The following is a 26,265-nucleotide window of genomic DNA, read 5'->3' as shown; positions in this document are numbered from 1 at the left end:
ATGATTTAGTTGGTGGCGGATGCGAAGAGTTCTTCCACATCCAGCTCGCTGAAGTCGCGCACGACGGCGATGACGTTGTCGAACTCCTTGAACGCTTCAGCCGGCAAAGTGGTGGTCAGCACCACGGCGCGCATGCCCGCGCGGCGCGCCGCCTCCACGCCCAGCGGCGCGTCTTCGAACACGATGCTGTCGGCCGGCAGGGCGCCCGCGCGCTCGGCCGCCAGCAGGAACACGTCCGGATTCGGCTTGCCGCGCGCCACGTCGGCGGCGCCGGCGATGGCGCTGAATTCCTTGCGCAGATCCAGCCCGTCCAGCGTGAAGTCGATGTTCTCGACCGGCGCGGCGGTGGCCACGGCCAGCGTGACACCGGCCGCCTTGGCGCGCGTGATGAAGTCGATGAAGCCGGTGGTCGGCGCCAGGTGCGGCGCGTACATCTCGCGGTACAGTTCTTCCTTCTCGAAATCGAGGGCCGCGCTTTCCTCCTTGGTCAACTGCTTGCCAAAGTAGGTGCTCATGATTTCATGACCCTGGCGGCCGGCGGTGTTGCGGAAGAATTCATCCGCATCGACCACGTGGCCGCGGCGCTGGAAAAACTCCAGCCACGATTTCACGTGGAAGGACATATTGTCGACAATGGTCCCATCCATGTCGAAGATGAATGCACGCTTGGTCATGGATTACACGCCTTGTTTGAGCGAAGCGGAGATGAAGTCGTCCAGGTCGCCGTCCAGCACGCCCTTGGTGTTGCCGGTCTCGAAGTTGGTGCGCAAGTCCTTGATGCGCGACTGATCCAGCACATAGGAGCGGATCTGGTGGCCCCAGCCGACGTCGGTCTTGGAGTCTTCCAGTTTCTGCTGCTCGCTCATGCGCTTGCGCAGTTCCAGCTCGTACAGCTTGGCCTTCAGCATTTCCATCGCCTCGGCCTTGTTGCGGTGCTGCGAGCGGTCGTTCTGGCACTGCACCACGATGCCCGACGGGCCGTGGGTCAGACGCACCGCGGAGTCGGTCTTGTTAATGTGCTGACCACCGGCGCCCGACGCGCGGTAGGTGTCGATGCGCAGGTCGGCCGGATTGATCTCGATGTCGATCGAATCATCCACTTCCGGGTACACGAACAGCGACACGAACGAGGTGTGGCGGCCGCCGGCCGAGTCGAACGGCGATTTGCGCACCAGGCGGTGCACGCCGGTCTCGGTACGCAGGAAGCCGTAGGCGTATTCGCCTTCCACTTTCAGGGTGGCGGTCTTGATGCCGGCCACCTCGCCCTCGGATTCCTCCATCACCTCGACCTTGAAGCCCTTGCGTTCGCAATAGCGCAGGTACTGGCGCAGCAGCATGGAGGCCCAGTCCTGCGCCTCGGTGCCGCCGGCGCCGGCCTGGATGTCGATGAAGCAGTTGTTCGGGTCCATCGGATTGTTGAACATCCGGCGGAACTCCATGCCTTCGATGACTTTGCGGACTTCTTCCGCGTCGACGATCAGCGCTTCCAGCGTGTCGTCATCGCCTTCTTCCTTGGCCATCTCGATCAGGTCGGCCATGTCCTTCAGGTCGGCGTCGGCCTTGGTGAGCGCGAACACCACCGCCTCCAGCGATTTCTTTTCCTTGCCCAGCTCCTGGGCTTTCTTCGGATCGTTCCAGACCGCGGGATCTTCCAGCTCGCCGTTTACCTGTTCGAGCTTGTCGACTTTGCGATCGAAGTCAAAGATACCTCCGAAGTTCGGCTTCGCGCGTGGTCAGGTCGGCGAGCAGGGAGGTGAGGGCGTTGATGCGTTCGGCTTCCATGGTTTTCTTCTTTTCTAAGGCTGAAATCAAACCTTGGATTATACCGTAAGCGGCTACGCTCTCCCAGTACCGCACCGCAGCAAGCCCGGGTGCCGCCAAATCCTGCCATTTAAGCCACAAAACGGATAGAATGTTGCAGCCTGAAACTTAACCCGAGCCGTACCGTCCATGCGCCCAGACCACCGCGCCTGCCTCCTGTTGCCCGTTTTTCTGACCGCCTGCGCCAGTGTGCCGCAGGGCGGCACCGAGGCTACGCTGGCGCTGCTGGAGACCTCGGACCTGCACGCCAACGTGCTGAGTTATGATTATTACAAGCTGCAGGCCGATCCTGCCATCGGCCTGGAACGCACCGCCACCCTGATCCGCCAGGCGCGCGCCGAATACCCCAACAATCTGCTGTTCGATAACGGCGACGCCCTGCAAGGCACGGCGCTGGCCGATTACCAGGCGCTGGTCAAGCCGGCCGCCTGCGGCGACACGCTGGCCATCTACAAAGCCATGAACGCGCTCGGCGTGGACGGCGCCGGCGTCGGCAACCATGAATTCAACTATGGGCTGCCGTACCTGAACCAGGTCACCGGCAGCCATTTCGACGTCGACGGCGTGCCGGCCGACGCGCCGCGCTGCGCCGGCCCGAACTTCCCGATCGTGCTGGCGAATATCTACAGCGCCCGCACGCGCCAGCCGCTGTTCGCGCCGTACCGCATCCTGCGGCGCCAGATCGCCGCCACCGGCGCGGACGGCAAACCGGTGACGGTGACCATCAGGGTCGGCATCATCGGCTTCGCGCCGCCGGGTGTGCTGTCGTGGGACAAGCAATGGCTGGCCGGGAAGGTGTACGCGGAAGGCGTGCGCGAGACGGCGCTGAAGTACATCCCGCGCATGCGCGCCGAGGGGGCGGACCTGGTGGTGGCCATTTCACATGGCGGCATCGACGGCGCGCCCTACACGCCGGAGATGGAAAACGCCAACTACCATCTGGCGCAGGTGCCGGGCATCGATGCCATGTTGATCGGCCATGAGCACCTGCCATTCCCGGATGCGGCCAGCCAGCGCGCCGCCTTCAACCTGCCGGGCGTGGACAAGGCCAAGGGCACGGTCTTCGGCGTGCCGACCGTGATGGCCAGCCTGTGGGGCAAGCATCTCGGCGTGATTGGCCTGCATCTCAGGCACGACGGCACGCGCTGGGTGGTCGACAAGAGCCGCACCACGGTGGAGGCGCGCGGCACCAGGCAGAAAGATGGCGGCTACGTCGCCGCCGATCCCTCGATCGCGCCGCTGGTGGCCGACGAACACGCCGCCACCATCAACTACGTGAAAACGCCGGTGGGAACCAGCGATTTCCGCATGAGCAGCTACTTTGCCGACGTTGGCGACATCAGCGCCATTCAGCTGGTGAACCAGGCGCAGACGGCGTACGTGCAGGACTACGTCAAGGCCAACCTGCCGCGGTATGCGGCGCTGCCGGTGCTGTCGATGGCGTCGCCGTTCAAGACCGGCGCGGCCGGCGTGGCCGACTACACCGACGTCAAGCCGGGCCCCGTGGCGCTGAATAACGCCGCCGACCTGTATTTGTACCCGAACGCGCTGCACGCCGTGAAGCTCGACGGCGCCGGCCTGAAGGCCTGGCTGGAGAAATCGGCCGAGCGCTTCAACCGCATCGATCCGGCCAACGGCGCGCAGCAGGAGCTGGTCAACAGCGCGGTCTACGGCTTCAACTTCGACATGCTGACCAGCGCCGACGTGAGCTACCAGATCGACGTCACCCAGCCGGTGGGGCAGCGCATCGTCGACTTGCGGTACCGTGGCGCGCCGTTGGCGACGACGCAGGAATTCCTGGTCGCCACCAATAGCTACCGCGCCGCCGGCGGCGGCGCCTTTCCCGGCCTGGATGGCGGCAAAACCGTGATCGCCGCGCCGGATTCCAGCCGCGAGGTGCTGATCGCCTACATCCAGAAAGCCAAACAGCTGACCCGTGCCCGCAACGGCGCCACCCGCAGCTGGCGTTTCGCGCCGGTGGCGACCAAGGGGGCTGTGGTCTTCCATTCCGCCCCGGGCCTGCTCGACCTCGCGCGCGAAGCCGGCCTGGCCGGCGTGTCCCAGCTCAAACAGGACGATGGCGGCGGCAAGGGCTTTGCCCTCTACGCCATCGATTTAAGCAAATGAAGATCCGGCGCCTGCTCACCATATCGCGCGCCGCTGGCGCCACCCTGCTGGCGGCCGGCCTGGCGCTGACGCTGCCCGCGTCGGCCGGGCCGGTGGAAGAGGGGCGCTTGTACCTGCGCGGCGCCGAGGGCGTGCCGGCCAACCTGCCGCGCGCCTTTGAACTGTTCAGCGGCGCCGCCAAAAAAGGCGACGCGCAAGCCGCTTACTACCTCGGCATGATGTACCAGAACGGCATGGCGGTCGCGCGCGACCCCAAGGCCGCCGCGCACTGGCTGCAATTCGCCGCCAACCGCCAGACCCCGGCCGCCATGTACGCGCTGGCCAAACTCTATCTCAGCGGTGAAGGCGTCAAGCGCGACGAACTGGCCGCGCGCCGCTGGATCGAAAAGGCCGCCGACCTGGAATATCCGGAAGCCGTGATGGCCATGGCCATCGGCCTGCGCGACGGTTCCATGGGCTTCGAGCGCAACGAGGCGCTGTCCGAAACCCAGATGCGCTTCGCCAACCGCGCCCTCAAGCGCGCCACGCCGGGCATGTAATCCTTGCTGCGATGCCGCACATGTATCTGTTGCTGATGTAGTTCTACTAACCTACAATGATTTCCCGATGGGGCGACTTTCCAGCGTACGACTACTATAAAAGCGTTGTATAAACAGGAGATGGCACATGAATTTCAAGTTGAAATTGCTCGTTGCAGGTGTAGCACTCGGTTTCGCGGCTGCCTCCCAGGCGGCTGATCCCATCAAGATCGGCGTGTCCGGTCCCTTCACCGGCGGCTCCGCGCCGATGGGCGTGTCGATGCGCGACGGCGTCAAGCTGGCGGTGGCGGAGATCAACGCCAAGGGCGGCCTGCTGGGCCGCCAGATCCAGCTGATCGAGCGCGACGACGAAGCCAAGAACGAGCGCGGCGTGCAAATCGCGCAGGAGCTGATCAACAAGGAACGCGTGGTGGCCACCGTCGGCTACATCAACACCGGCGTGGCGCTGGCCTCGCAGCGCTTCTACCAGGACGCCAAGATCCCGGTGATGAACAACGTGGCCACCGGCTCCGTCATCACCCAGCAGTTTGCCAAGGAACCGGAGAACTACATCTTCCGCAACTCCGCCAGCGACCAGATTCAGTCGCAGATGATCATCAAGGAAGCGGTGGACAACCGCAAATTCAAGAAGGTCGCCATCCTGGCCGACTCCACCAACTACGGTCAGCTCGGTCGCGAAGACCTGGAGAAGGTCCTGACCAGCAAAAACATGAAAGCGGTGGCGGTCGAGAAGTACAACATCAAGGACGTCGACATGACGGCCCAGCTGCTGAAGGCCAAGCAGGCCGGCGCCGAGGTGGTGCTCACCTACGGCATCGGGCCTGAACTGGCGCAGATCGCCAACGGCATGGAAAAACTGGGCTGGAAAGTGCCGCTGATCGGCAGCTGGACCCTGTCGATGGCCAACTTCATCGACAACGCCGGCAAAAACGGCAACGGCACCCGCATGCCGCAAACCTTCATCCAGGAGCCGAACACGCCCAAGCGCAAGGCCTTCATCGACGCCTACATCAAGGCCTACAACCCGCCGCAAGGGCGCATGCCGTCGCCGGTGTCGGCCGCGCAGGGCTACGACTCGATCTACCTGCTGGCCGCCGCCATCAAGCAGGCCGGCACCACCGAAGGCCCGAAAGTGAAGGCGGCGCTGGAAAACCTGAACGAGAAAGTCGAAGGCGTGGTCACCACCTACGACAAGCCGTACAGCAAGGACGATCACGAAGCCATCACCGCCGACATCACCGTGTTCGGTGAAGTCAAGGACGGCAAGGTCGTACATGCCAAGTAAGGCCGCCTAGCGCCGCACAGTGGCCAGACTTGTTGACGCAAGCCTGGCCATTTTCTTATCGGGGAAAATGATGGAAATCCTGTTGCAACTGGTGTTCAGCGGCATCGCGCTGGGCATGATCTACGCGGTGATCGCCTTCGGCTACCAGCTCACCTTCGCCACCTCCGGCACGCTCAACTTCGGGCAGGGAGAATCGCTCATGCTCGGCGCGCTGGTGGGCCTCAGCCTGGTGGGGAACATCCACGGCGGCCCTTACATGGGCTACCTGCTGATGATTCCACTGGTGATCGTGTTCGGCGCGCTGCAAGGCATGCTGGTGGAATGGATCGGCGTGCGGCCGGCCATCAAGATCAAGTCGGAATTCGGCTGGATCATGTCCACCATCGCGCTGGCGATCATTTTCAAGAACGTGGCGGAGAACATCTGGGGCAAGGACGACCTGACCTTCCCGTCACCGCTGGACTCGGCGCCATTCCAGATCCTCGGCGCCAACGTGCAGCCGATGCAGGTGGCGGTGGTGCTGGGCGCGCTGGCCATCATGGCGGCGGTGGAAATCTTCAACCGCAAATCCATCTACGGCAAGGCGGTGGTGGCCACCGCCAACGACCGCGACGCGGCGGGCCTGATGGGCATTAACACCGGCATGGTGATCACCTTCTCGTACGCGCTGTCGTCCGCCGTCGCCGCCTTTGCCGGCGTGCTGGTGGCGCCGCTCACGCTGACCGGCGCCACCATGGGCGCCTCGCTCGGACTGAAGGCGTTCGCGGTGGCGATCATCGGCGGCCTGACCTCGGGCGTTGGCGCCATCGTCGGCGGCCTGATACTGGGCATCGCGGAAACCACCACCGGCTACTACATCTCCACCGGCTACAAGGAAGTGCCGGGATTGCTGCTGCTGTTGCTGGTGCTGGCGATCAAGCCGTCCGGCCTGTTCGGCAAAGCCGCCATCAAAAAGGTCTGATCCATGAAGAAGACAATTGTCGCGGCAAGCGTGGCGGGGCTGGCGGTACTGGCGTTGTACCCGACGCTGATACCGAATCCTTATTACATCCATTTGTTCGAAACGATCCTGATCTACGCCATCCTGCTGTTCGGGCTCGATATCGTGGTCGGCTACACCGGGCAGGTGTCGCTGGGGCATGCGGGGCTGTTCGGCATCGGCTCGTACGTCACGGGTGTGCTGGTGTTTAAAATGAGCGCGCCGTTCTGGGTGGCGATACCGGCCGCCGTGGTTGGCGCGGCGGTGTTTGGCGCCATCCTCGCGCTGCCGGCGCTGCGCGTGACGGGGCCGTACCTGGCCATGGTGACGCTGGCCTTCGGCACCATCATCCAGATCCTGATCAACGAAATGACCTTCCTGACCGAGGGGCCGATGGGGATCAAGATCTCCAAGCCGGTGCTGTTCGGCCAGAAGCTGAGCGAGGTGCAGTACTACTACATGGTGGCGGCGCTGATGGTGGTGTCGCTGGTGGTGGTGCACCGCATCCTCAAATCCAACCTGGGGCGCGCGTTCGAGGCGCTGCGCGACAGCCCGATCGCTTCCGACTGCATGGGGGTATCCGTGTACCGCTACAAGGTGTACGCCTTCATCATCAGCGCCGGCTTTGCCGGGCTGGCGGGCAGCCTGTACGCCTATTCGGAAGAATACATCTCGCCCAACACCTACAACTTCGAGCTGACCATCCTGTTCCTGCTGGCGGTGATCATGGGCGGGCGCAAGACCCGTTCCGGTTCGCTGATCGGCGCGCTGATCGTGGTGATGCTTCCCAGCCTGCTGGCGGACATTGAACTGTTCCGCAAGATCGCCGTCGCGGCGGCGGTGCTGGGCGTGATCGGTTCCGCGCTGGCGATCGCGCGCAAGCGCTCCACGCTGCGTGGGGTGCTGGTGCCGCTGATCGCCACCATCGGCATGGCGGCGTTCTCGTTCAAACTGGAGAACATCGTCGACTGGCGCCTGACCATCTTCGGCTTGATGACGCTGTTCGTCGTCTACTACCTGCAGGACGGTATTGTCGGCTTCCTGCTAGGCCTGATGGGGCGCGGCGCGGTGCACGCCAAGGCCGTGCAGTCGACGGGCGTGGAGCCATTCGCCCACGCGGAGGGCGGCAAGGCCGGCGACAGCCTGCTCAAGGTCGACCGGATCCTGATGCAATTCGGCGGCCTGAAAGCGCTGAACCAGGTGGACCTGAACGTGGTCCAGGGCTCGGTGCATGGCCTGATCGGCCCTAACGGGTCCGGCAAGAGCACCATGATGAACGTGCTGACCGGGATCTACAAGCCGACCGCCGGCAAGGTGGCGTTCTCCGGCGCGGTCATCTCCGGCCGCACGCCGTCCGAGATCGCGCTGGGCGGCGTGGCGCGCACCTTCCAGAACGTCCAGCTGTTTGGCGAAATGACCGCCACCGAGAACGTGCTGGTCGGTCTGCACAACACCTTCAAATCGAATGTGCTGGACGTGATGCTGCAAACACCGCGCTACAGGCGGGAGGAAAAAGCAGCGCGCGAGCGCGCGGCCAGCATCCTGGAATTCGTCGGCCTGTCCGACCTGGCCAACGAGGAGGCGCGCAACCTCCCGTACGGCAAACAGCGCCTGCTGGAGATAGGGCGCGCGCTGGGCCTGAATCCGCGCCTGCTGCTGCTGGACGAACCGGCGGCAGGCCTGACGGCGCCGGACATCAAGGAGCTGATGGCCATCATCCGCAAGATCCGCGACCACGGCATCACCATCATCCTGATCGAGCACCACATGGACGTGGTGATGGCGCTGTCCGACACCGTGACGGTGCTGGACTTCGGCCAGAAGATCGCGGAAGGCAAACCGGCGGCCGTGCAAAGTGATCCCAAAGTGATCGAAGCCTATCTTGGCGGCGGCACCGATGGAACCGCGCCGGCGGCGCATTAAAAAGGACACGACATGCTATCGATCTCCAACCTGCACGCGGCCTACGGCAAGGTCGAAGTCCTGCACGGCATCTCGCTGGAGGTCCCGAAAGGGAAACTGGTGACGCTGATCGGCTCCAACGGCGCCGGCAAGACCACCACCATGCGCGCCATCTCCGGCATGATCAAGCCGAAGGGCGGCAAAGTCACGCTGGACGGCAAGGACATCACCGGCCACGACTCGCACAAGATCGCGCGCGCCGGGCTGGCGCACTCGCCGGAAGGGCGGCGCGTGTTCGCCTCCATGAGCGTGGCCGACAACCTGCTGCTGGGCGCCTTCCCGCGCTTCACGCGCGCGCGGCCGAAGGGCGACATCAAGCGCGACCTGGACAAGGCGCTGGAACTGTTCCCGCGCCTGAAGGAAAGGCAAACGCAGCTGGCCGGGACGCTGTCGGGCGGCGAGCAGCAAATGCTGGCCATGGCGCGCGCCGTGATGCTCAATCCCGAGGTGATCCTGCTGGACGAACCGTCGATGGGCCTGGCGCCCATATTGGTGGAAGAAGTGTTCCGCATCATCCAGCGCCTGAAGTCCGAAGGCGTCACCATGCTGCTGGTGGAGCAATTCGCGGCCGCCGCGCTGAACGTGGCCGACTATGGCTACGTGCTGGAAAACGGCAGCATCTCCGTCCATGGCCCCGCCGAAAACCTCAAAACCGACCCCAAGGTGATCGCCGCGTATTTAGGGGGAGGGCATTAACTCAGTATTATTACGTATAAATGTGAGAATTAGTGAGAATTAATAAAAAATATACTGAACTAAAATACTTCAAATAAATAGAATTTTTAATTAAATAATATATTGCCGCAAGGGAACTACGTGGATATAATCCGCAAAAATAGTTTCCATAAGGCAATCAATGCAACCGCAATTCGTGCTGCTCGTCAATCTGGCGGCGGCTTTCAGCCTGCTCGGCGCGAGCGCGCAGGCGCAAAACCAGGCTGAGTTCGCTGCTCAACAACTGCAGCGGCAGCAGCAACGTGAAAAGGCGTTAAGCGACAAAGCTGAAGAGCAGCGGCCCGACGTGCGCCTGCCGCGCGCACCGGCGGCGGACGCCGGCGCTTACCCCGCCAACGAGCAGCCTTGTTTCCCGATACGTCATATCGCCCTGAATGGTGATGGCGCCGCGCAATTCGCGTGGGCGCTCAAGGCGGCGGACGGGGCCATCGGCTTATGCCTGGGCAGCGCTGGCATCAACGCTATCCTGGCCAAGGTGCAGAACGCGCTGGTGGGCGCCGGTTATGTCACCACCCGCGTGCTGGCCGCGCCGCAAGACCTGACCACCGGCCACCTGGCGCTGCTGCTGGTGCCGGGGCGTGTGCGCGCGGTGCGCTTTGCGGCGCCGGCGGACGAGAGCGGCCCTTCCTGGCGCAACGCGGTGCCGGCTCGCCCCGGCGACATCCTCAATTTGCGCGACATCGAGCAGGCGCTGGAAAACCTCAAGCGCGTACCGACCGCCGAGGCCGACATTGAGATCGTGCCGGGCGAGCAGCCGGGCGAGAGCGACCTGCTGATCAAGTGGCGGCAGTCGCGCCCTGTGCGCCTGAGCCTGTCGGCGGACGACAGCGGCAGCGCTTCAACCGGCAAATACCAGGGCGGCGCCACAGTCTCGCTGGACAACCTGCTGGGTTGGCACGAGTTGTTTTATTTCAGCGCCAACCGCGACCTGCCGGTTGGCGACGCGCGTGGCGAACACGGCACCCGTAACTATGCGCTGCATTATTCGATGCCAGCCGGTTACTGGCTGTATGCCCTGAACGCCAGCCGCTACCGCTACTACCAGAGTATTGCTGGCGCCAACCAGAACTACATCTACAGCGGCACCAGCGCCAACGTCGAACTCAAGGTGGCGCGCGTGGTGTACCGCGACGCCGCGCGCAAGACGACGGCGGCGCTGCGCCTGTACCAGCGCCGCAGCAACAACTACATCGACGACACCGAGGTCGAGGTGCAGCGCCGTCAGATGAGCGGCCTCGAGTTCAGCCTCGCGCACAAGGAGTTTGCCGGCGACGCCATCCTGGAGGGGACGCTGGCCTATAAGCGCGGCATGCGTTTTTTCGGCACCCTGCCGGCACCGGAAGAGGAATTCAACGATGGTACGTCGCGTCCAGCGCTGGTCAACCTCGACGTGTCGCTGACGCTGCCGTTCAAATTGCGCGCGACGCAACTCCAATATCAGGCCAGCCTGCGCGGACAGGCCAGTAACTCGCTGCTGATACCGCAAGACCGCTTCGCCATTGGTGGCCGTTACACCGTGCGCGGCTTTGACGGCGAGGCCAGCCTCTCCGCCGAGCGCGGTTGGTTGCTGCGCAACGAGCTGGCCTGGGCGGCCGGCGCCGCCGGCCAACTGTATGTGGGCCTCGACTATGGCCGCGTATCCGGTCCGCATGCGGCGCTGCTGGCGGGCGACAGCCTGATGGGCGGCGCCATCGGCTGGCGCGGCCAACTGGCCGGCGTGCAGCTCGATATTTTCTCCGGGCGGCCGATACGCAAGCCCGAGCATTTCCGGAGCGCCCGCCATAGCGCCGGTTTCAGCCTGAACTATCAGTATTAATTTGCAGGCCGGCCCCGACCCCGCCGGCGTAAGGATCGAACATGAACAAGCTTTGCTATCGCGTCGTCTTCAATAAATCCCGTGGCCTGATGATGGCGGTGCAGGAAATCGCCCGCAGCCATGGCAAGGCAGGTGGAAACGCGTCGACCACCGCGCCGGATACCGGCGCGGGGACGGGGCGGGTACGGAATATGGCGTGGTGGGTGGCGTCGGCGTTCGGGCTGACGTTCGCGATTGCCGGCGTGGCGGCGGCGCAGATTGTCGCGGATCCGAACGCGTCCGGCCGCCAGCAGGCGACCGTGCTGAACGCCGCCAACGGCGTGCTCCAGGTGAACGTGCAGACGCCGAGCGCGGCCGGCGTGTCGCGCAACGTCTACAACCGTTTCGACGTGCCGCGGAGCGGCGCGATCCTGAACAACTCGCGCACCGCCGTGCAAACACAGCTTGGCGGCTGGGTCGACGCCAACCCATGGATGGCGCAGGGCACGGCCAAGGTCATCCTGAACGAGGTGAACTCGAACAATCCGAGCCAGTTGCGCGGCTATATCGAGGTGGCGGGGGCGAAGGCGGAAGTGGTGATCGCCAACGCGGCCGGGATCGCGGTGGATGGCGGTGGTTTCATCAACGTCAGCCGGGCCACGCTGACCACCGGCGCGCCGGTGTTGAACGCGGACGGTGCGCTGACCGGATACACGGTGCAGCGCGGCGCGATCAGCGTGGACGGCGCGGGGCTGGATGCGCGCCAGGTCGACTATACGGCACTGATAGCGCGCTCGGTGCAGCTGAACGCCGGCCTGTGGGCGCAGCAGCTGGAGGTGCAGGCAGGCGCCAACCAGGTCAGGCTGGCGGACGAACAGTCCGGCGCCGGCGGCACGCTGGCCCCGATCGCCGGGCAGGGCGCCGCACCGCGCTACGGCATCGACACCGCGCTGCTGGGCGGCATGTACGCGAACAAGATCACGCTGGTCGGCACGGAAGCCGGTGTGGGCGTGCGCAACGCCGGCACGCTTGGCGCGTCCGCGGGCGAACTGGTGGTGACTGCCGAGGGCCGGCTTGAAAACAGCGGCGCAATCGCGGCCAACAAGGCGTTGACGTTGAAGGCACAGGGCGGCATCGGCAATAGCGGCAGCATCTACGGCGAGGCCGCGGTATCGGTGCAGGCCGGTGCGGCGGTCGACAACAGCGGCACGGTGTACGCGACCGGAGCGCTGGAGATGCGCACGCCGGATGCGTTGAGCAGCAGCGGTACCCTGAATGGGGAAGCCGGCTTGCAGCTGGCTGCGGCCAGCCTGGCCAACAGCGGCATGATCAGCAGTGGCGGCCGCGCCGGCATCGTGGCGCAAGGGAATATTGATAACCGGCACGGCGTGATTCAGGCGCAGAGCCTGGCGATCGACAGCGCGGGCGGGACGCTGGACAACCGCTCCGGCAAGATCGTGCAGAGCGGAGCGGCGTTGCTGGACATCGCCGCCGATGCCTTGGTGAATACCCATGGCGGGCAGGTCGGCGCGACGCCAGCCGCCGCTGCTGGCGACGGCGGTGCCGGCGCCGGCGTTGGTGGTAACGGCGGCAGCGCCGGCGGCGATGGCTCCGGTGGCGGCGCCGCAACGGGCGACGACCCGGGACCGGCTGCGGGCGGCGCTGGCGGCGGCCCCGGAGCGGGTGACGGCGGCACGGGTACGAGCGGCACCTTGCCGGTTCCCATTCCGGCCGGCTATCTCCACGTCGCCGGCGCCGTCAATAACGATGGGGGCCAGATCATGTCGGGCGGCGCGATCGGCCTCAACGTGCATACACTGGACAACACAGGTGGCCAGCTCAATCTGTCCTCGCTGACCATCAACGGCGGCCCCTTCAGCAATCGCGCCGGGCAGATCAGCGTGCTGCAGGATTTCACCCTGCGTACCGGCGCCTTCGACAACAACAGCGGCAAGCTGCTCGTCGGCGGCAGCTTCGACGGCCAGTCGCGGGATTTCGACAACGCCAGCGGCATCCTCTCCACTGGCCGGAACCTGTCGCTGGCCAGCGGCGCCATCGCCAATGACGGCGGCAAGATTGTTTCCGCCGGCAGCAACACCATCAGCGCCGCCGGCGCGGTCGGCAACCACACCGGCTACATCCAGGGCGCCACCAGCTTGATACTGAGCGCCACCGGAAAACTCGACAATCAAGCGGGTACGCTGGAGGCGACCCAGGCCACCGGGGCGATGCAGATCCATGCCAGCGCTATCGACAACAGCGCGGGCCGTATCGCCAATGCCGGTAGCGGCGCCAGCACCGTGCGCAGCGACACCAACCTGCTGAATACCGGCGCCATCGGCGCCAATGGCGCGCTGGCCATCGACGCGCAAACCATGCAAAACCTGGCCGGCGCCACAGTGCAAGCCGGTGGCGCGCTGGAACTGGGCGTGAGCCGGCAACTGGACAATCCGGGCGCCATCAGCAGTGGCGGCGGCCTCAACTTCGCCCAGGTCGGTGCCAGCCTGAACAACGCCGGCCAGATCGCCGCCGGCGGCAATATCAACATCGACATCCTGCACGCCAACAACAGCGGCGGCCAGATCGGCACCGCCGCCGGGTCCGGCGGCAACCTGGCATTGAGCGCGCAGGAGATTGACAACACCAGCGGTCAGATGATCGCCGACCGCGACTTCAAATTGAATGCGCGCAAGGCTGGCCTCAACAATAGCTACGGCGTGATCCACGGCGACGGCGACGGCGTCATCGCCGTCGCGCAAACCTTGGCGAACACCTCCGGCGTGATTGAGACCACCGGTGGCGGCAGCAAGCTGAGCATGGTCGCCGACACGATCGAGAACAGCGACGGCAGCATCGTCAACACCGGCGCCGGCGCCAGCCTGATCCGCGCGATCTCGACGGTGCACAACGGCGGCATCATCGCCGGCAACGGTCAACTGAGCCTGCGAGCGGCCAGCGTGTTCAATCCGGGTACGATCGCCAGCGGCAGCCATATGACGTTGACAGTGGCGCAGCTGCTGGACAACACCGGCGACATCAGCAGCGCTGGCATGCTGCGGATCGACGGCGCCGCTGCCGAGATCGGCAACAAGGGCGACATCTTCGCCGCCGGCGATATCAGCGTGCTGGCCCTGAACATCCACAATCCCGGACGGATTGCGACCACCGGCAGTTCCGGCGCCCGTGTCGAGCTGCAGGCCGTCGATCTGGTCAACGACGGCGGCAGCATCGTCGCCAGTGGCGATGTCGACCTGCGCCTGGACGGCCAGGCCGCCAACCGCAACGGCCTGATACGCGCTGGCGGCGACCTGAACCTCGCGGCCGCGGGCCAGCTGGACAACAACGCCGGCGTGGTCGAAAGCCTGGGGCCGGCCAGTGTCATGAGGCTGCAGGCCCAGGCGATCGACAACACGGCGGGGCGCATCACCAATGTGGGCGCGGGCGCGACGCATATCGGCGCCGACACCAGCATCTACAACAGCGGTGTGATCGCCGGCAACGGCGCGCTGGAACTGGGCGCCGACAGCGTGACGAACACACTGGACGGCAGCGTGACGTCCAGCGGCGACATGAAGCTGGCCATCGCCAGCCAGCTGCGAAATGACGGCGCGATCCAGAGCGGCGGCACGCTGGCCTCCACCAAGAGCACGCAGCAACTCACCAATGCCGGCGACATTATTTCCCAAGGCGACATGCTGCTGGATGCCGGCCAGTTGAGCAACAGCGACGGCCGGATTGCCACCGTGACCGCATCGGGCGCCAAGCTGACGATACGCAGCCACGACCTGGACAATCAGCGTGGCCGCATCCAGTCGGACGGCGCCGCCGACCTCGCCGCCAGCGGGACCCTGGACAATCGCGCCGGCGTGCTGCAATCGCGCGGCACGCAACAACTGAGCGTGGGCGGCCTGCTCGACAACCGCGGCGGCGTGGTCGAAGCCCTGGGCAGCGTCAGTGGCATGCAGGTGCGGGCGGGCGCGATCGAGAATACCGGCGGCCGCATCGTCAACGCCGGCAGCGGCGAGACCAGCATCAGTTCCGGCAGCTACATCCAGAACGGCGGCGTGATCGGCGCCAATGGCAATCTGGCGGTGAGCGCGCTCACGGTGAACAACACGGCTGGCGCAACCATCGCGTCCGGCGCCGACATGCGCCTTGGCGTGCGCGGCACGCTGAGTAACCACGGTGTCATCAGCAGCACCGGCGGCATGAGCTCCACGCTGGCCACCGCCACCCTGATCAATGCGGCGCAAATCGTCGCGGGCGGCAGGATGCAGCTGGCCGCCGGGGTGCTGAACAACGATGGCGGCCAGATCGTCACGCTGAAGCAGTCGCAGGCCGATGTCGGCATCACCGCCGGCAGCATCAGCAACCGCTCCGGCGTGATACAGGCGGACCGCAACGCCATCTTTAACGTCACCGGCGCGGTGAACAATGCGCAGGGCCTGGTCCAGGCCGGTGGTGGCGTGAGCGTCGCCGCCGGTGGCGCGCTCGACAATACCAGCGGCGCGATCGAAGCGATTGGCGCGGACAGCACCTTCCACTTGCAGGCGGCGGCAATCGGCAACAGCGCCGGCCGCATCGTCAATGTGGGGACTGGCGTGATGCAGGTGGGGGCCGAGGGTCTGCTGTTGAATGGCGGCCTGGTGGCCGGCAACGGCAAGCTGGACATCGGCGCGCAAATCCTGCGCAACACCGCCGCCGCCAAGCTGTCCTCGGGCGCCGGCTTGACGCTGGGCGTGAGCGACGAACTGACTAATCAAGGAATGATCAACAGTGTCGGCACGCTGGATTTCACGCTGGCCACGGTGGCGGTGCACAACGGCGGCGGCATCGTCTCGGGCGGCAGGGCGACCATCGCGGCGGGTCTGTTCGACAACAACGGCGGCCAGTTGGCGACTCTCAAGGGCAGTGGCGGCGATATCGTGATCGACAGCCAAAACCTGAGCAATCGCGGCGGCGTGATCCTGGCTGACGGCAGCGCTGCGATCCGCGCGGCGGATGCGGCCGACAACAGCGGCGGCACGGTCCAGGCGCAGAAAGACGTGCGCCTCAGCGCAGGCGGCGCGCTCTATAACAACAGCGGCGTGATCGAAGCTGTCGGCACGGACAGTACCTTGCAATTGGATGCCGGAGCCATCGACAACACGGCTGGCCGCATCGTCAATATCGGCAGCAGCGCCACCCGCATCAGCGCACAGGATGCGGTGCTGAACAGCGGCGTCATCGCGGGCAATGGCGCGCTCGACCTGACATCCGCCTCGCTGCGCAACATGGTGGGCGGCAGCGTCACCTCGGCCCAGGCCATGACGCTGGGCGTGACGCTGCAACTCGACAATGCCGGCGCCATCAACAGCGCCGGCGCGCTGACCTTCACCCAGTCCACCGCCATCGTCAACAACGGTGGCCGGATGGTGTCCGCCGGCCTGGCGACGATACGGGCTGGCGCCTTGAACAACGATGGCGGCATCATTGCCACCTTGCCGGGTTCGGATTCCGCCATCGCCATCACCGGCGACAGCATGCGCAACCGCGGCGGTAGCGTGCAGGCCAGCGGCGACGCCATCGTTCAGGTGGCCGGTGCGCTCGACAACGCCCAAGGCCTGATTCAGGCGGCCCGCGACCTGCAACTGGACGCCGGCGGCTTGCTGAGCAATAACGCCGGCGTGATCGAGGCCGTCGCCGCCGCCAGCGCGTTGGAGGTGCAAGCCGGTGCGATCGACAACGGCAGCGGCCGCATCGTCAACGTCGGCGCCGCCAGCACCGGCGTGACGGCGCAGGCCGGCATCACCAGCAGCGGCACGATCGCCGGCAACGGCGCCCTGGCGCTCACCGCGCAAAGCCTGCGGAACAATGCCGGCGGCTTGATCCAGTCCGGCCGGCCGATGGCCTTGTCGCTCAGCCAGCGCCTGGAAAACCACGGCGCCATCCAAAGCGGCGGCGCGCTGGACTTCCTGCAAACCACGGCGCAGGTCAGCAACAACGGCAGTATCGCCTCGGCCGGCCAGGCCACCATCCATGCGGGCAGCCTGAACAACGATGGCGGCCAGATCGCCACCCTCGGCGGATCGGGCGCCGATGTCGTCATTGAAAGCGCCAGCCTGAGCAACCGCGGCGGCCGCGTACTGGCCAGCGGCGATGCCGTGCTGTCGGCCTCTGGCGCATTCGACAACAGCCTGGGCACGCTGCAAGCCGGACAGGACATGCAACTGAACGCGGGCGGCGCCCTCACCAACGTCAGCGGCGTGATCGAGACCGCGTCCGCCGGCAGCGCGATGAGTGTGCAAGCCCGCTCCATCGACAGCAGCAGCGGCCGTATCGTCAACGTCGGCGGCGGCGATACTTTCATCACCAGCCAGACCAGCCTGATCAACAGCGGCATGATGGCCGGGAATGGCGACCTTTACCTCTTGGCCTTGACGGTGCAGAACAAGGCCGGCGGCACGCTGGCCTCGGGCGGCAATCTGGAACTGGGCGTGACGCAGCAGATGCAAAACGCCGGCACCATCAGCAGCGCGGGCACGCTCAACTTCACGCAGGCCGGCGCCAGCTTCAGCAACAGCGGCCAGCTGATTTCCGGCAGCGCAGCGGTATTCCGCGCCGCCAGCTTCAACAACGATGGCGGCCAGATCGCCACCGCCGCCGGCTCGGGCGCCGATATTACGGTGGAGAGCGGCAGCATCAGCAACCGCAGCGGCAAGATCCTCGCCAGCGGCGAAGCCAGCTTCACCAGCGACGCCGGCCTCAACAACAGCAACGGCACGCTACAATCCGGGCGGGACATGACCGTGCAGGCTGGTGGTGCGCTGAACAACAGCGGCGGCGCCATCGAAGCCGGCGGCGCATCCAGCACGCTGGATATCCGCGCCGCCTCGGTGGACAGCAGCGGCGGACGCATCGTCAACGTCGGCAGCGGCGACACCACGGTGCACGCCGACAGCAACATCGTCAACAGCGGCACGCTGGCCGGCAACGGCAAGCTCGAACTGCTGGCGCAAACGCTGGTCAACAACAGCGGCGGTGCCATCGGCGCGGGTGGCGACATGGAGCTGGGCATCACCGGACAGCTGGACAACCATGCGGCCATCACCAGCACGGGCAAGCTGAACTTCAACCAGTCCGCTGCGGATCTGACCAATGACGGCCAGATAGTGGCCGGCGGCACGCTCACCGTGGTGGCGAAAAGCGTGGTCAACGATCACGGCCAGATCGCCACCGCCAAGGGCGGTGCGGCCGACCTGAGCGTGACCACCAACAGCCTGAGCAACGTGCAGGGCCAGATCCTGTCGGACGGCAAGGGCACGCTGACGATTGCCGGCGCCGTCAATAACGTGCAAGGCACGATCCAGTCGGTGGGCGACCTGGTGCTGAAAGCGACGGGCGCGCTGGCCAACGATGGCGGCGCCATCGAAGCGGCCGGTGCGGCTGCCAACCTGACGCTGGAAGCGCTGTCCATCGACAACGGCATCGGCCGCATCGTCAACATCGGCAGTGGCGACTTGAGTGTGACCAGCCAGGGCACCATCGGCAACAACGGCATCATCGGCGGCAACGGTAACCTGCTGATCAAGGCGACCACCTTGCAAAGCGGGGCGGGCGGCAATATCGCCTCCGGCCTGAACATGGAATTGCAGGTGACGCAGCAGCTCGATAATCAGGGCAAGATCAACAGCGGCGGCACGCTGACCTTCAACCAGGTGGCGGCCACGCTGAACAACAGCGGCTCCATCGTCGCCGCCGGCAACGCGCTGATCAACGCCAAGACCGTCAACAACAACGGCGGCCAGATGGGTACCGCCATTGGCACCGAGGGCGACCTGAGCCTCGCTACCGAGGCGCTCAGCAACGACGCCGGCCATATCACCACGGGCCGCGACCTGGCGATTGCCACCCGTACGCTGCAAGGCAGCGGCGAGATGCAGGGCGGGCGCGACTTGTCGCTGACGATGGAGGGCGATTACACGCAGAACAACGGCACGCAGCAATTCCATTCCAATCGCGACCTCAGCCTGACGGTCAGCGGCAACATCACCAATAACGCCACCTTTGAAGCGGTGCGCAACCTGAGCCTGAGCGGCAATAAGGTGGTCAACAATGCCGGGGCGGTGATTCAGGGACAGGGCGTGTCGATGCGTGCGGCGGGCGATCTGACCAATGCCGGCGAAATCAACGGCGAAGGCCGGCTGAACCTGAGCAGCGGCGGCACGGTCGACAACAGCAACGCCATCGTCGGCGGCGACGTGGTGCTGGTCGCGCAAAACCTCAACAACACCGGCGCCAGCACCTTGCTGGGCGCGACCAATTCGATCGCGCTGGGCGTGGCGGGCACGGTGAACAATACCGGCGGCGCCACCATCTACAGCGCCGGTTCGCTGTCGATCTCGGCCGCCGACGGCGGCGCGACGGGCGTCGTCAACAACATCTCCTCGACCATCGAAGCCAGCGGCGACCTCGGCATGAATACCGGCACGCTGAATAACATCCGCGAGAATGTGACGCTGGCGAAGGTGGAGACGGTGGATGAAACAAAATTGATGCTGAAGCCGAGCTGGTACAACCACGGCGACAATCACAACTCCTATGAAACCAGTGCCGCGAATTACTACCCCCACGAGGTCTACTATGTGAATCCTGACGACATCCTGGAAAATGAAACGCTGGTTGCGCCCGACGGCACCACGTACGGGAGGGCAGTCATCCGCACCCACGCGAATGACTCGGCGTTCTTCTGGGCGTCCACCGGCTTGTACAACGCCTACGGATCGCGCTTGCGCATCAATGTGAGCGAAGGCACGCGCGTGCTGTATTACTTCGTCGCTGACCATCAGACGAATCCTGACCAGGGCGGCTCGACCGCAACGCCGGATGGTCTCTATCTGGAATACGTCACCAACTGGATCAATCCGGCACCCGATTACTCCAGCAGCTACGGTAGCTGCAGCACGAACTGCATACGTTTCATCACCGACCCAGGTTGGGTTGATCCGACGGGCGTATTCCGGCGTGACCAGTCGCGCTCAACTGGCGGTGGCTACGACATGGAGCAATCCCGCCTGGCCCATCACACGGCGGTGGAAGACCAGATCGCTCCGGGATCCGGTGCCGAGGCGCAGATTCTTTCCGGCGGCAATATGTACCTGACCGTTGGCCAGGCATTGACCAATCAGTACGGCAACATCATGGCCACCGGCGGCCTCAGCATCGACGGCGGCGCCGCCATTACCAACGAAGGCGCGACGCTCTACCGTACCCACACCTTCGACGGCACCTGGACCTCGGACAAAGGTGTGGTCACACCCTACACCGCGCCGACGCTGACCGAAGTGATCGGCAGCGCCGCCGGCACCATCTCCGGCGGCCAAGGCGTTTCCATCAGCGGCCGCAGCTTCGCCAACGTCGACGTCACCGCCGGCACGGCCGGCAACATCCGCGACAGCGTCAATGTCGTCGCCACCGGCAACAACACCGCGACCGGCGTCAGCGTCGCCAGCGGCCACAGCGCCAGCGGCGGCGCCACCACCGGCCGGATCAACGGCAGCGCCATCGGCAACAACAGCAGCGCCGCCGGCGTGGCCAGCGGCACTGGCGGCAGCAACACCGCGGCGCTCGACGGCCAGGCCAGCGGCAGCGGCCGCCTCAACCAGGCGGCGCAAGCCACGCTGGTCAGCGGTGGCGGCACCGGCAACGATGCCCAAGCCATCTTGGACACCAACGGTAGCGGCCTGCAGAACAGCGCCAGCGGAGTCGACGACACCGGTGGCAGCAACCGCATCAGCCGCGCCAGCGTCAGAGGCGCGGCCGGCGGCAGCGGCGCCCACAGTGGCGCGCTGGGCGACATCAGCACCAGCGGCGGCGCCAGCCAGACCCAGGGCGCTTCGCAAGTCGGCGGCAACGCCAATGCCGTCAAGGTGGCGCCGAACGGCCTGTCCACCATCAACCCGGACAGCAGCGGCAGCTATCTGTTCGAGACGCGCTCCCAGTTCGCCAACCACGGCGAATGGATCAGCAGCGACTACCTGTTGAGCGCGCTCAACATGGATCCCGCCGCCACCCAGAAACGCCTGGGTGACGGTTTCTACGAGCAGCGCATGGTGCGTGACCAGTTGATCGGACTGACCGGCCGCGCGCCAAGCGACGGTCTGAGCGACGATAGCCGCTACAAGGAATTGTTGAACAGTGGCATCAGCTTTGCCGAGGAATACAACCTGCGTCCCGGCATCGCCCTCACGGCCGACCAGGTCGCCCACCTGACCAGCGACATCGTGTGGATGGAAAGCGAAACCGTCAGTCTGCCGGACGGCACGGTGGAACGAGTGCTGGTGCCGAAAGTGTATCTCGCGCATGCGGGCCACGATGCGGTCAAACCGAGCGGCGCGCTGGTCACCGGCGCCGGCGTGGACATCCGCACCGCCGACAGCATCGTCAACCGCGGCGGCCTGATCGATGGCGGCAACGGCCGCACCGTGCTGGTGGCGGGGCAGGACATCCTCAACAAAGGCGGCGCCATCAGCGGCGGCGAGATGGTGCTGAAGGCTGGCGGCGACGTCATCAACCAATCGCTGACGGTGAAGCAGGAATACGTCAACGCCAGCAACAACGGCAGCTACACCTCGCTGTCCAACCAGGCCAGCATCAACGCCGGCGGCGCGCTGACCATCAGCGCCGGCCGCGACGTGGTGGACACCGGCGGCACCATCACCGCCGCCAGCGCCAGCATCGGCGCGGGACGCGACATCAGCTTCTACGCGCTGCAAACCGGCAGCAACTATGCATCGCAATTGGCCGGCACCACGGAGAAAGACAGCAGCACCACCTACAAAGTCGGCCAGATCACGACCGGCGGCGACCTGTCGCTGGCGGCAGGACAAGACCTGAAACTGAGCGGCACCCAGGTTTCGGCCGGCGGCAACGCCTCCGTGCTGGCCGGCCGCGATATCGCGATTACGGCGGTGGTCAATGAAGTCAAGACCTCGCAGGAAACCGAGCCAGGCAAGTCCTATGACAAGCAGGTCCTGGAAAACCAGACAGTGGTGAGTTCCAGCATCGCCGCAGGCGGCAACTTGACGGTAGGCGCCGGCCTGACCAACACCGGCAACCTGGCGATTGCGGGCAGCACGCTTGCTGGCGGCGGGGCGGTGCAGTTGAGCGCTACCGGCGACGTTAGCATCACGCAGGTGCAGGAAACGCATTTGTCCGATATCGACCATCATCGCGAGTCGAGTGGCTTCCTCAAGAAAAGCAGCGACACCACGGCGGACTTCAGCAGCACCAGCGCCGTGGTGGGCAGCAGTGTGAGCGGCGACGCCGTGTCGGTAAAAGCCGGCAACGACATCGTCGTAACCGGCAGCCAGCTGGCGGCGGACAACGCCCTGACGCTGAACGCCGGCCGCGACCTGCTGGTGTCGAGCGCCGCGCAGACCAACACCGAGCAGCACAGTGAAGAGCACCAGAAGAGCGGCTTCTCGCTCGACTTCAAGCAGGGCATAGGCTACAGCAAGACCGAGAGCGCCAATGCCAACAATGGCGACACCGTTACCCAAGTCGGCAGCGTGCTGAGTGGTGGCAGCGTCAGCGCCACCAGCGGCCGCGACACCGTCATCAAAGGCAGCACGGTGGTGGCGGACGAAAATATCACCATTGATGCCAAGCGTGACCTGAGCATCGTCAGTGCAGAGAACAGCTTTACTGGGGACTCGTCCAGCAGCTACAAGAAATCTGGCTCGATCGGTTCCGGCTTCCAAGTGGCGATTGGCTCCATGAAAACCACTAACGATGGCACGCAGGACAGCGTCACTCAAGTCGGCAGCCAGATCGCCAGTTTGGGCGGCAACGTCACGCTGAAAGCTGGCGAGCAGTACACCCAGACTTCCAGCGACGTCAAGGCGCCATCCGGCGATATCTCGATTGTGGCGCAAGACGTGCTGATCAACAGCGCCATGAATATCACCAACAGCACGGATCACTCGACCTTCAACAAGACGGCAATCGGCGGCACGATTACGGCGCCTGTGGTGGGTCAGATCCAGAGCCTGGCCAACATGGCCAATGCCGCGAGCAACACCAGCGACAGTCGCATGCAGGCATTGGCTGCGCTGAACGCGGCTGGCACGGTAAGCAGCATGCCTACCTCGGTTGAAGCGTTGCAAAAGACCGGCCTGCAAGTCAGCATCAGCCTGGGCAACTCCAAGAGCGATAACAAGGTTGTGACCACCAGCGAGACCGCAGTCGGTTCCACGGTGGCGGCCGGCGGCAACGTCAGCATTGTCGCGACCGGTGCAGGTAAGGATAGCAATCTAACTGCGATCGGCAGCGATATTTCTGCTGGCGGTAACGTTGTGCTGAAGGCCGATAACGATGTGAACTTGCTCGCCGCGCAGAATACCGCAAGCCAGCACAGCACCAACAGCTCCAGTGGCACGAGCATCGGCATCGGTTTTGGCATCGGTGGAACCTCCAATGGCTTTACCATTGACCTGGCCGCCAGCCGGGCACGCGGAAACGCGGACGGCGACGATATCAGCTATACAAATACCCATGTGACCGCTGGCGGCAACGTCAGCGTGACCAGCGGCGGCGATACTACACTGAAAGGCGGTGTGATTGCCAGCGACAGCGTGGTGGCGCAAGTCGGCGGCAACCTGAATATCGAAAGCCTGCAGGACAGCAGCAAGTTCGACAGCAAACAAAGCAGCTCGGGCTTCAACGCAAGCCTGTGCATTCCGCCGTTCTGCTACGGCACGAGCACGGTAGGCATCAGCGTCGGCAAGTCGAACGTCAACGGTGATTTTCTGTCGGTGCTGGAGCAAAGCGGCATCAAGGCTGGCGATGGTGGCTTCCAGGTCACCGTGGTTGGCAATACCGACCTGAAGGGCGGCGTGCTAAGCAGCAGCCAGGTCGCGGTGGACCAGGGCAGCAACCTGCTGATGACGGGTAGCCTGACGTCGAGCGATTTACAAAACAAGGACGAGTACAGTGCCAGCGGCTACTCCTTGTCCGCCTCGGTCAGCGGCAAGTTGGGCGATCAGATCCCGCCTCCGGAAAAGAAATTGACTGACGACCAGAAGACGGCTGCAACGGCCGCCAGTAAGCCGGGAGCCAGCGCAGGCTTTGGTTCCGAAAACGGTAGCCAGAGCAGCACGACCGTCAGCGGTATCAGTGGCGGCCTGATCGTCATCACCGACCCGACCAAGCAATTGGCGACCGGTACAGACGCAGCAACCGTGCTGTCCACAATCAACCGCGACCTCACGACCGAGACGGCGGATGCCGGCGCCTTGGCCAAAGGCTGGGATGCGCAGCAACTGCAGAAAGAAATCGACGCCCAGATCGCCATCACCCAGGAGTTCAGCAAGCAGGCACCGAAGGCGATTGCTGATTTTGCGCAGAAACAGATGGATGAGCTGAAAAAGGCAAATGCCAGCGAGGCGGAAATTGCGAAATGGGACGAGGGTGGCGAATATCGCGTGGCACTCCACACCATCAGCGGCGCTTTAACCGGGGGTATCGGTGGCGCGGTCGGTGCTGCAACTGTCGCTGGCTCGGCTGAATATCTGAATAAATTGCAGTCGATGACTGAGGCCGCCTTGGTCGAACAAGGTTTGAGTCCTGAAGTGGCCAAAATGTTCGCTCAAGGGTTGGCTGAGACGACTTCACTGACGATGGGAGCTATTGTTGGAGGCGTTGAAGGCGGTGCCGCCGCCTTGGCCACAGATACTAATAACCGTCAATTGCATCCCCAGGAGGCTAGTTTTATTAAAAGTAAAGTTAAGGACTATGCGATCTTAAAAGGCATTTCGCCTGAGCAAGCCGAACTTGAACTTACGCGTGGTGCTTTGTTTGCGAATGATGCTGATTGGCAGAAAGCATATGCTACCTACACACCGGAGGAGGTTGAGCGGTTAAAGGAGGCCGGGGCCTATTTGCAAAATCAAGCCAAAGTGGCAGGTTTGACCTTCACCACTGCAGATGGCAAGCAGGCTGCTTTCACCTCTACGAAAGCACAATTCTCAAACGGGAATTATCTGGCAGTTCAAGCAATCACCGACCCTCAAACGCGAAATCTCTACGCGGCGCAGGCAGCGATTTCGTTTACTGACATGGGATGGAGTGGCGCCGCAACGTTTACAGCCAATACGGCTAAGGGCTTCGGTTCGGGAGTGCCACAAGGTGTCATGACCTCATTGGAGGGATACGCGTCATTACTGGATAAAGAAACCTACTCAAAATTGGTCGATGCTGTAAATGTTATGGTGGCTGATCCCAAAGCGACGATGACCAAGTTAGCAGCGTCACTTAAGGGACAAGCTCAAGATGCCGCAATTGCCTTGTACATTGATTGGCTACAAAGGGATAGTGCAGCGCTTGGTGAATCGTCTGGGAAAATGTTCGGTGGAGCGCTGGTGGATTTCGCTATGTCTGCGGTCGGAGCTAAAGCCGCTGGTTTGGCTATCGATTCGGCTGAACAGTTATCTCGTGCACTGGCGAGTAAAATCAAGGGTGCCAGTCCTGATGTTGTCGCAGAGCTCGCGGGAAATCTTGCAGACATCAATAAGGTCGGATTCGGTCTTGAAATTAAGCGATACGATTATTCTCCTGATGGAAAAGTAATATCGCAAGCTATGCCTGACTCTTGTGTTCCGGCAGCCTGTAGAATGGTCATCAGTGACTTTGGTATTGACGTCCCGGAAGCGTATTTACGCGCAGATTTGAATTGGATTTCTGGTCAAGGAGCTTCTTTCCGCGATATCCCAGGAGCATTAGCTATAACGGAAAATGGAGGACTTACAGCGGTATTTAGTCGAGATAGTATGAGCTTAACTACTTTGCGAGACGTAGTTGCAAGTGAAGGACCTGCAATTGTCAATGTAAACGGCCATGCTGTGGTGGTTGACGGAATAAAAGATGGTATCGTTAATATCAGAGATCCTCTTCAGGGGGCCTACGGAATTTCGGCTCGAGATTTTCTTGCCGCCTGGAAGAAAAATAGCCGTGTTGTGGTAAAAGTTAAGAAATAAGGAGGGTT

10 protein-coding genes are annotated in these 26,265 nt (G+C 63.9%); 8 read left to right on the top strand and 2 right to left on the bottom strand.

All coding sequences use genetic code 11. From position 1 onward, the window contains the following. Nucleotides 1-5: 5 nt before the first annotated feature. Both FHW83_RS21460 and prfB read right to left on the bottom strand, forming a co-directional pair. Nucleotides 6-674 carry an HAD family phosphatase gene (locus FHW83_RS21460; RefSeq protein WP_176648397.1) on the bottom strand — a complete coding sequence of 223 codons (669 nt, stop codon included), beginning with the start codon at nucleotides 672-674 and terminating at the stop codon, nucleotides 6-8. A 3-nt stretch (nucleotides 675-677) separates the two neighbouring features. After that, nucleotides 678-1,782 (bottom strand): peptide chain release factor 2 gene (gene prfB, locus FHW83_RS21455; RefSeq protein ID WP_176648396.1). Its coding sequence is split into 2 segments (ribosomal slippage): nucleotides 678-1,700 and nucleotides 1,702-1,782, totalling 1,104 coding nucleotides; the frame shifts between segments, so codons are not numbered across the junction. A gap of 168 nt (nucleotides 1,783-1,950) precedes the next feature. Between prfB and FHW83_RS21450 the strand changes: the two genes are divergently transcribed. From FHW83_RS21450 to FHW83_RS21415, 8 genes are all read left to right on the top strand, one after another. Then, nucleotides 1,951-3,948 carry a bifunctional 2',3'-cyclic-nucleotide 2'-phosphodiesterase/3'-nucleotidase gene (locus FHW83_RS21450; RefSeq protein ID WP_176648395.1) on the top strand — a complete coding sequence of 666 codons (1,998 nt, stop codon included), beginning with the start codon at nucleotides 1,951-1,953 and terminating at the stop codon, nucleotides 3,946-3,948. Next, nucleotides 3,945-4,487, top strand: a complete 543-nt coding sequence (locus FHW83_RS21445) for a tetratricopeptide repeat protein (protein WP_176648394.1) — start codon at nucleotides 3,945-3,947, stop codon at nucleotides 4,485-4,487. Before FHW83_RS21450 ends, FHW83_RS21445 begins: the two co-directional genes overlap by 4 nt. Nucleotides 4,488-4,614: 127 nt before the next feature. Then, complete coding sequence (locus FHW83_RS21440) at nucleotides 4,615-5,772, top strand: ABC transporter substrate-binding protein (protein ID WP_176648393.1); 1,158 nt, start codon at nucleotides 4,615-4,617, stop codon at nucleotides 5,770-5,772. 70 nt (nucleotides 5,773-5,842) lie between these two features. After that, nucleotides 5,843-6,733, top strand: a complete 891-nt coding sequence (locus tag FHW83_RS21435; RefSeq protein WP_176648556.1) for a branched-chain amino acid ABC transporter permease — start codon at nucleotides 5,843-5,845, stop codon at nucleotides 6,731-6,733. A gap of 3 nt (nucleotides 6,734-6,736) precedes the next feature. Beyond that, nucleotides 6,737-8,674 (top strand): ATP-binding cassette domain-containing protein, encoded by a 1,938-nt coding sequence (locus FHW83_RS21430; RefSeq protein WP_176648392.1) that lies wholly within the window; start codon nucleotides 6,737-6,739, stop codon nucleotides 8,672-8,674. Between the two features lie 12 nt (nucleotides 8,675-8,686). Beyond that, nucleotides 8,687-9,409: an ABC transporter ATP-binding protein gene (locus FHW83_RS21425; RefSeq protein WP_176648391.1), complete on the top strand. Its 723-nt coding sequence runs from the start codon at nucleotides 8,687-8,689 to the stop codon at nucleotides 9,407-9,409. A 160-nt stretch (nucleotides 9,410-9,569) separates the two neighbouring features. Further along, nucleotides 9,570-11,264: a ShlB/FhaC/HecB family hemolysin secretion/activation protein gene (locus FHW83_RS21420; RefSeq protein WP_176648390.1), complete on the top strand. Its 1,695-nt coding sequence runs from the start codon at nucleotides 9,570-9,572 to the stop codon at nucleotides 11,262-11,264. A gap of 41 nt (nucleotides 11,265-11,305) precedes the next feature. After that, nucleotides 11,306-26,257 carry a hemagglutinin repeat-containing protein gene (locus FHW83_RS21415; protein ID WP_176648389.1) on the top strand — a complete coding sequence of 4,984 codons (14,952 nt, stop codon included), beginning with the start codon at nucleotides 11,306-11,308 and terminating at the stop codon, nucleotides 26,255-26,257. Nucleotides 26,258-26,265 lie beyond the last annotated feature (8 nt).

Source organism: Duganella sp. SG902 (genome assembly GCF_013376005.1).
Classification (GTDB): Bacteria; Pseudomonadota; Gammaproteobacteria; order Burkholderiales; family Burkholderiaceae_D; genus Rugamonas.
Note: the sequence above shows the minus strand (reverse complement) of the source record. Positions and strands in the feature narration are given on the sequence as shown.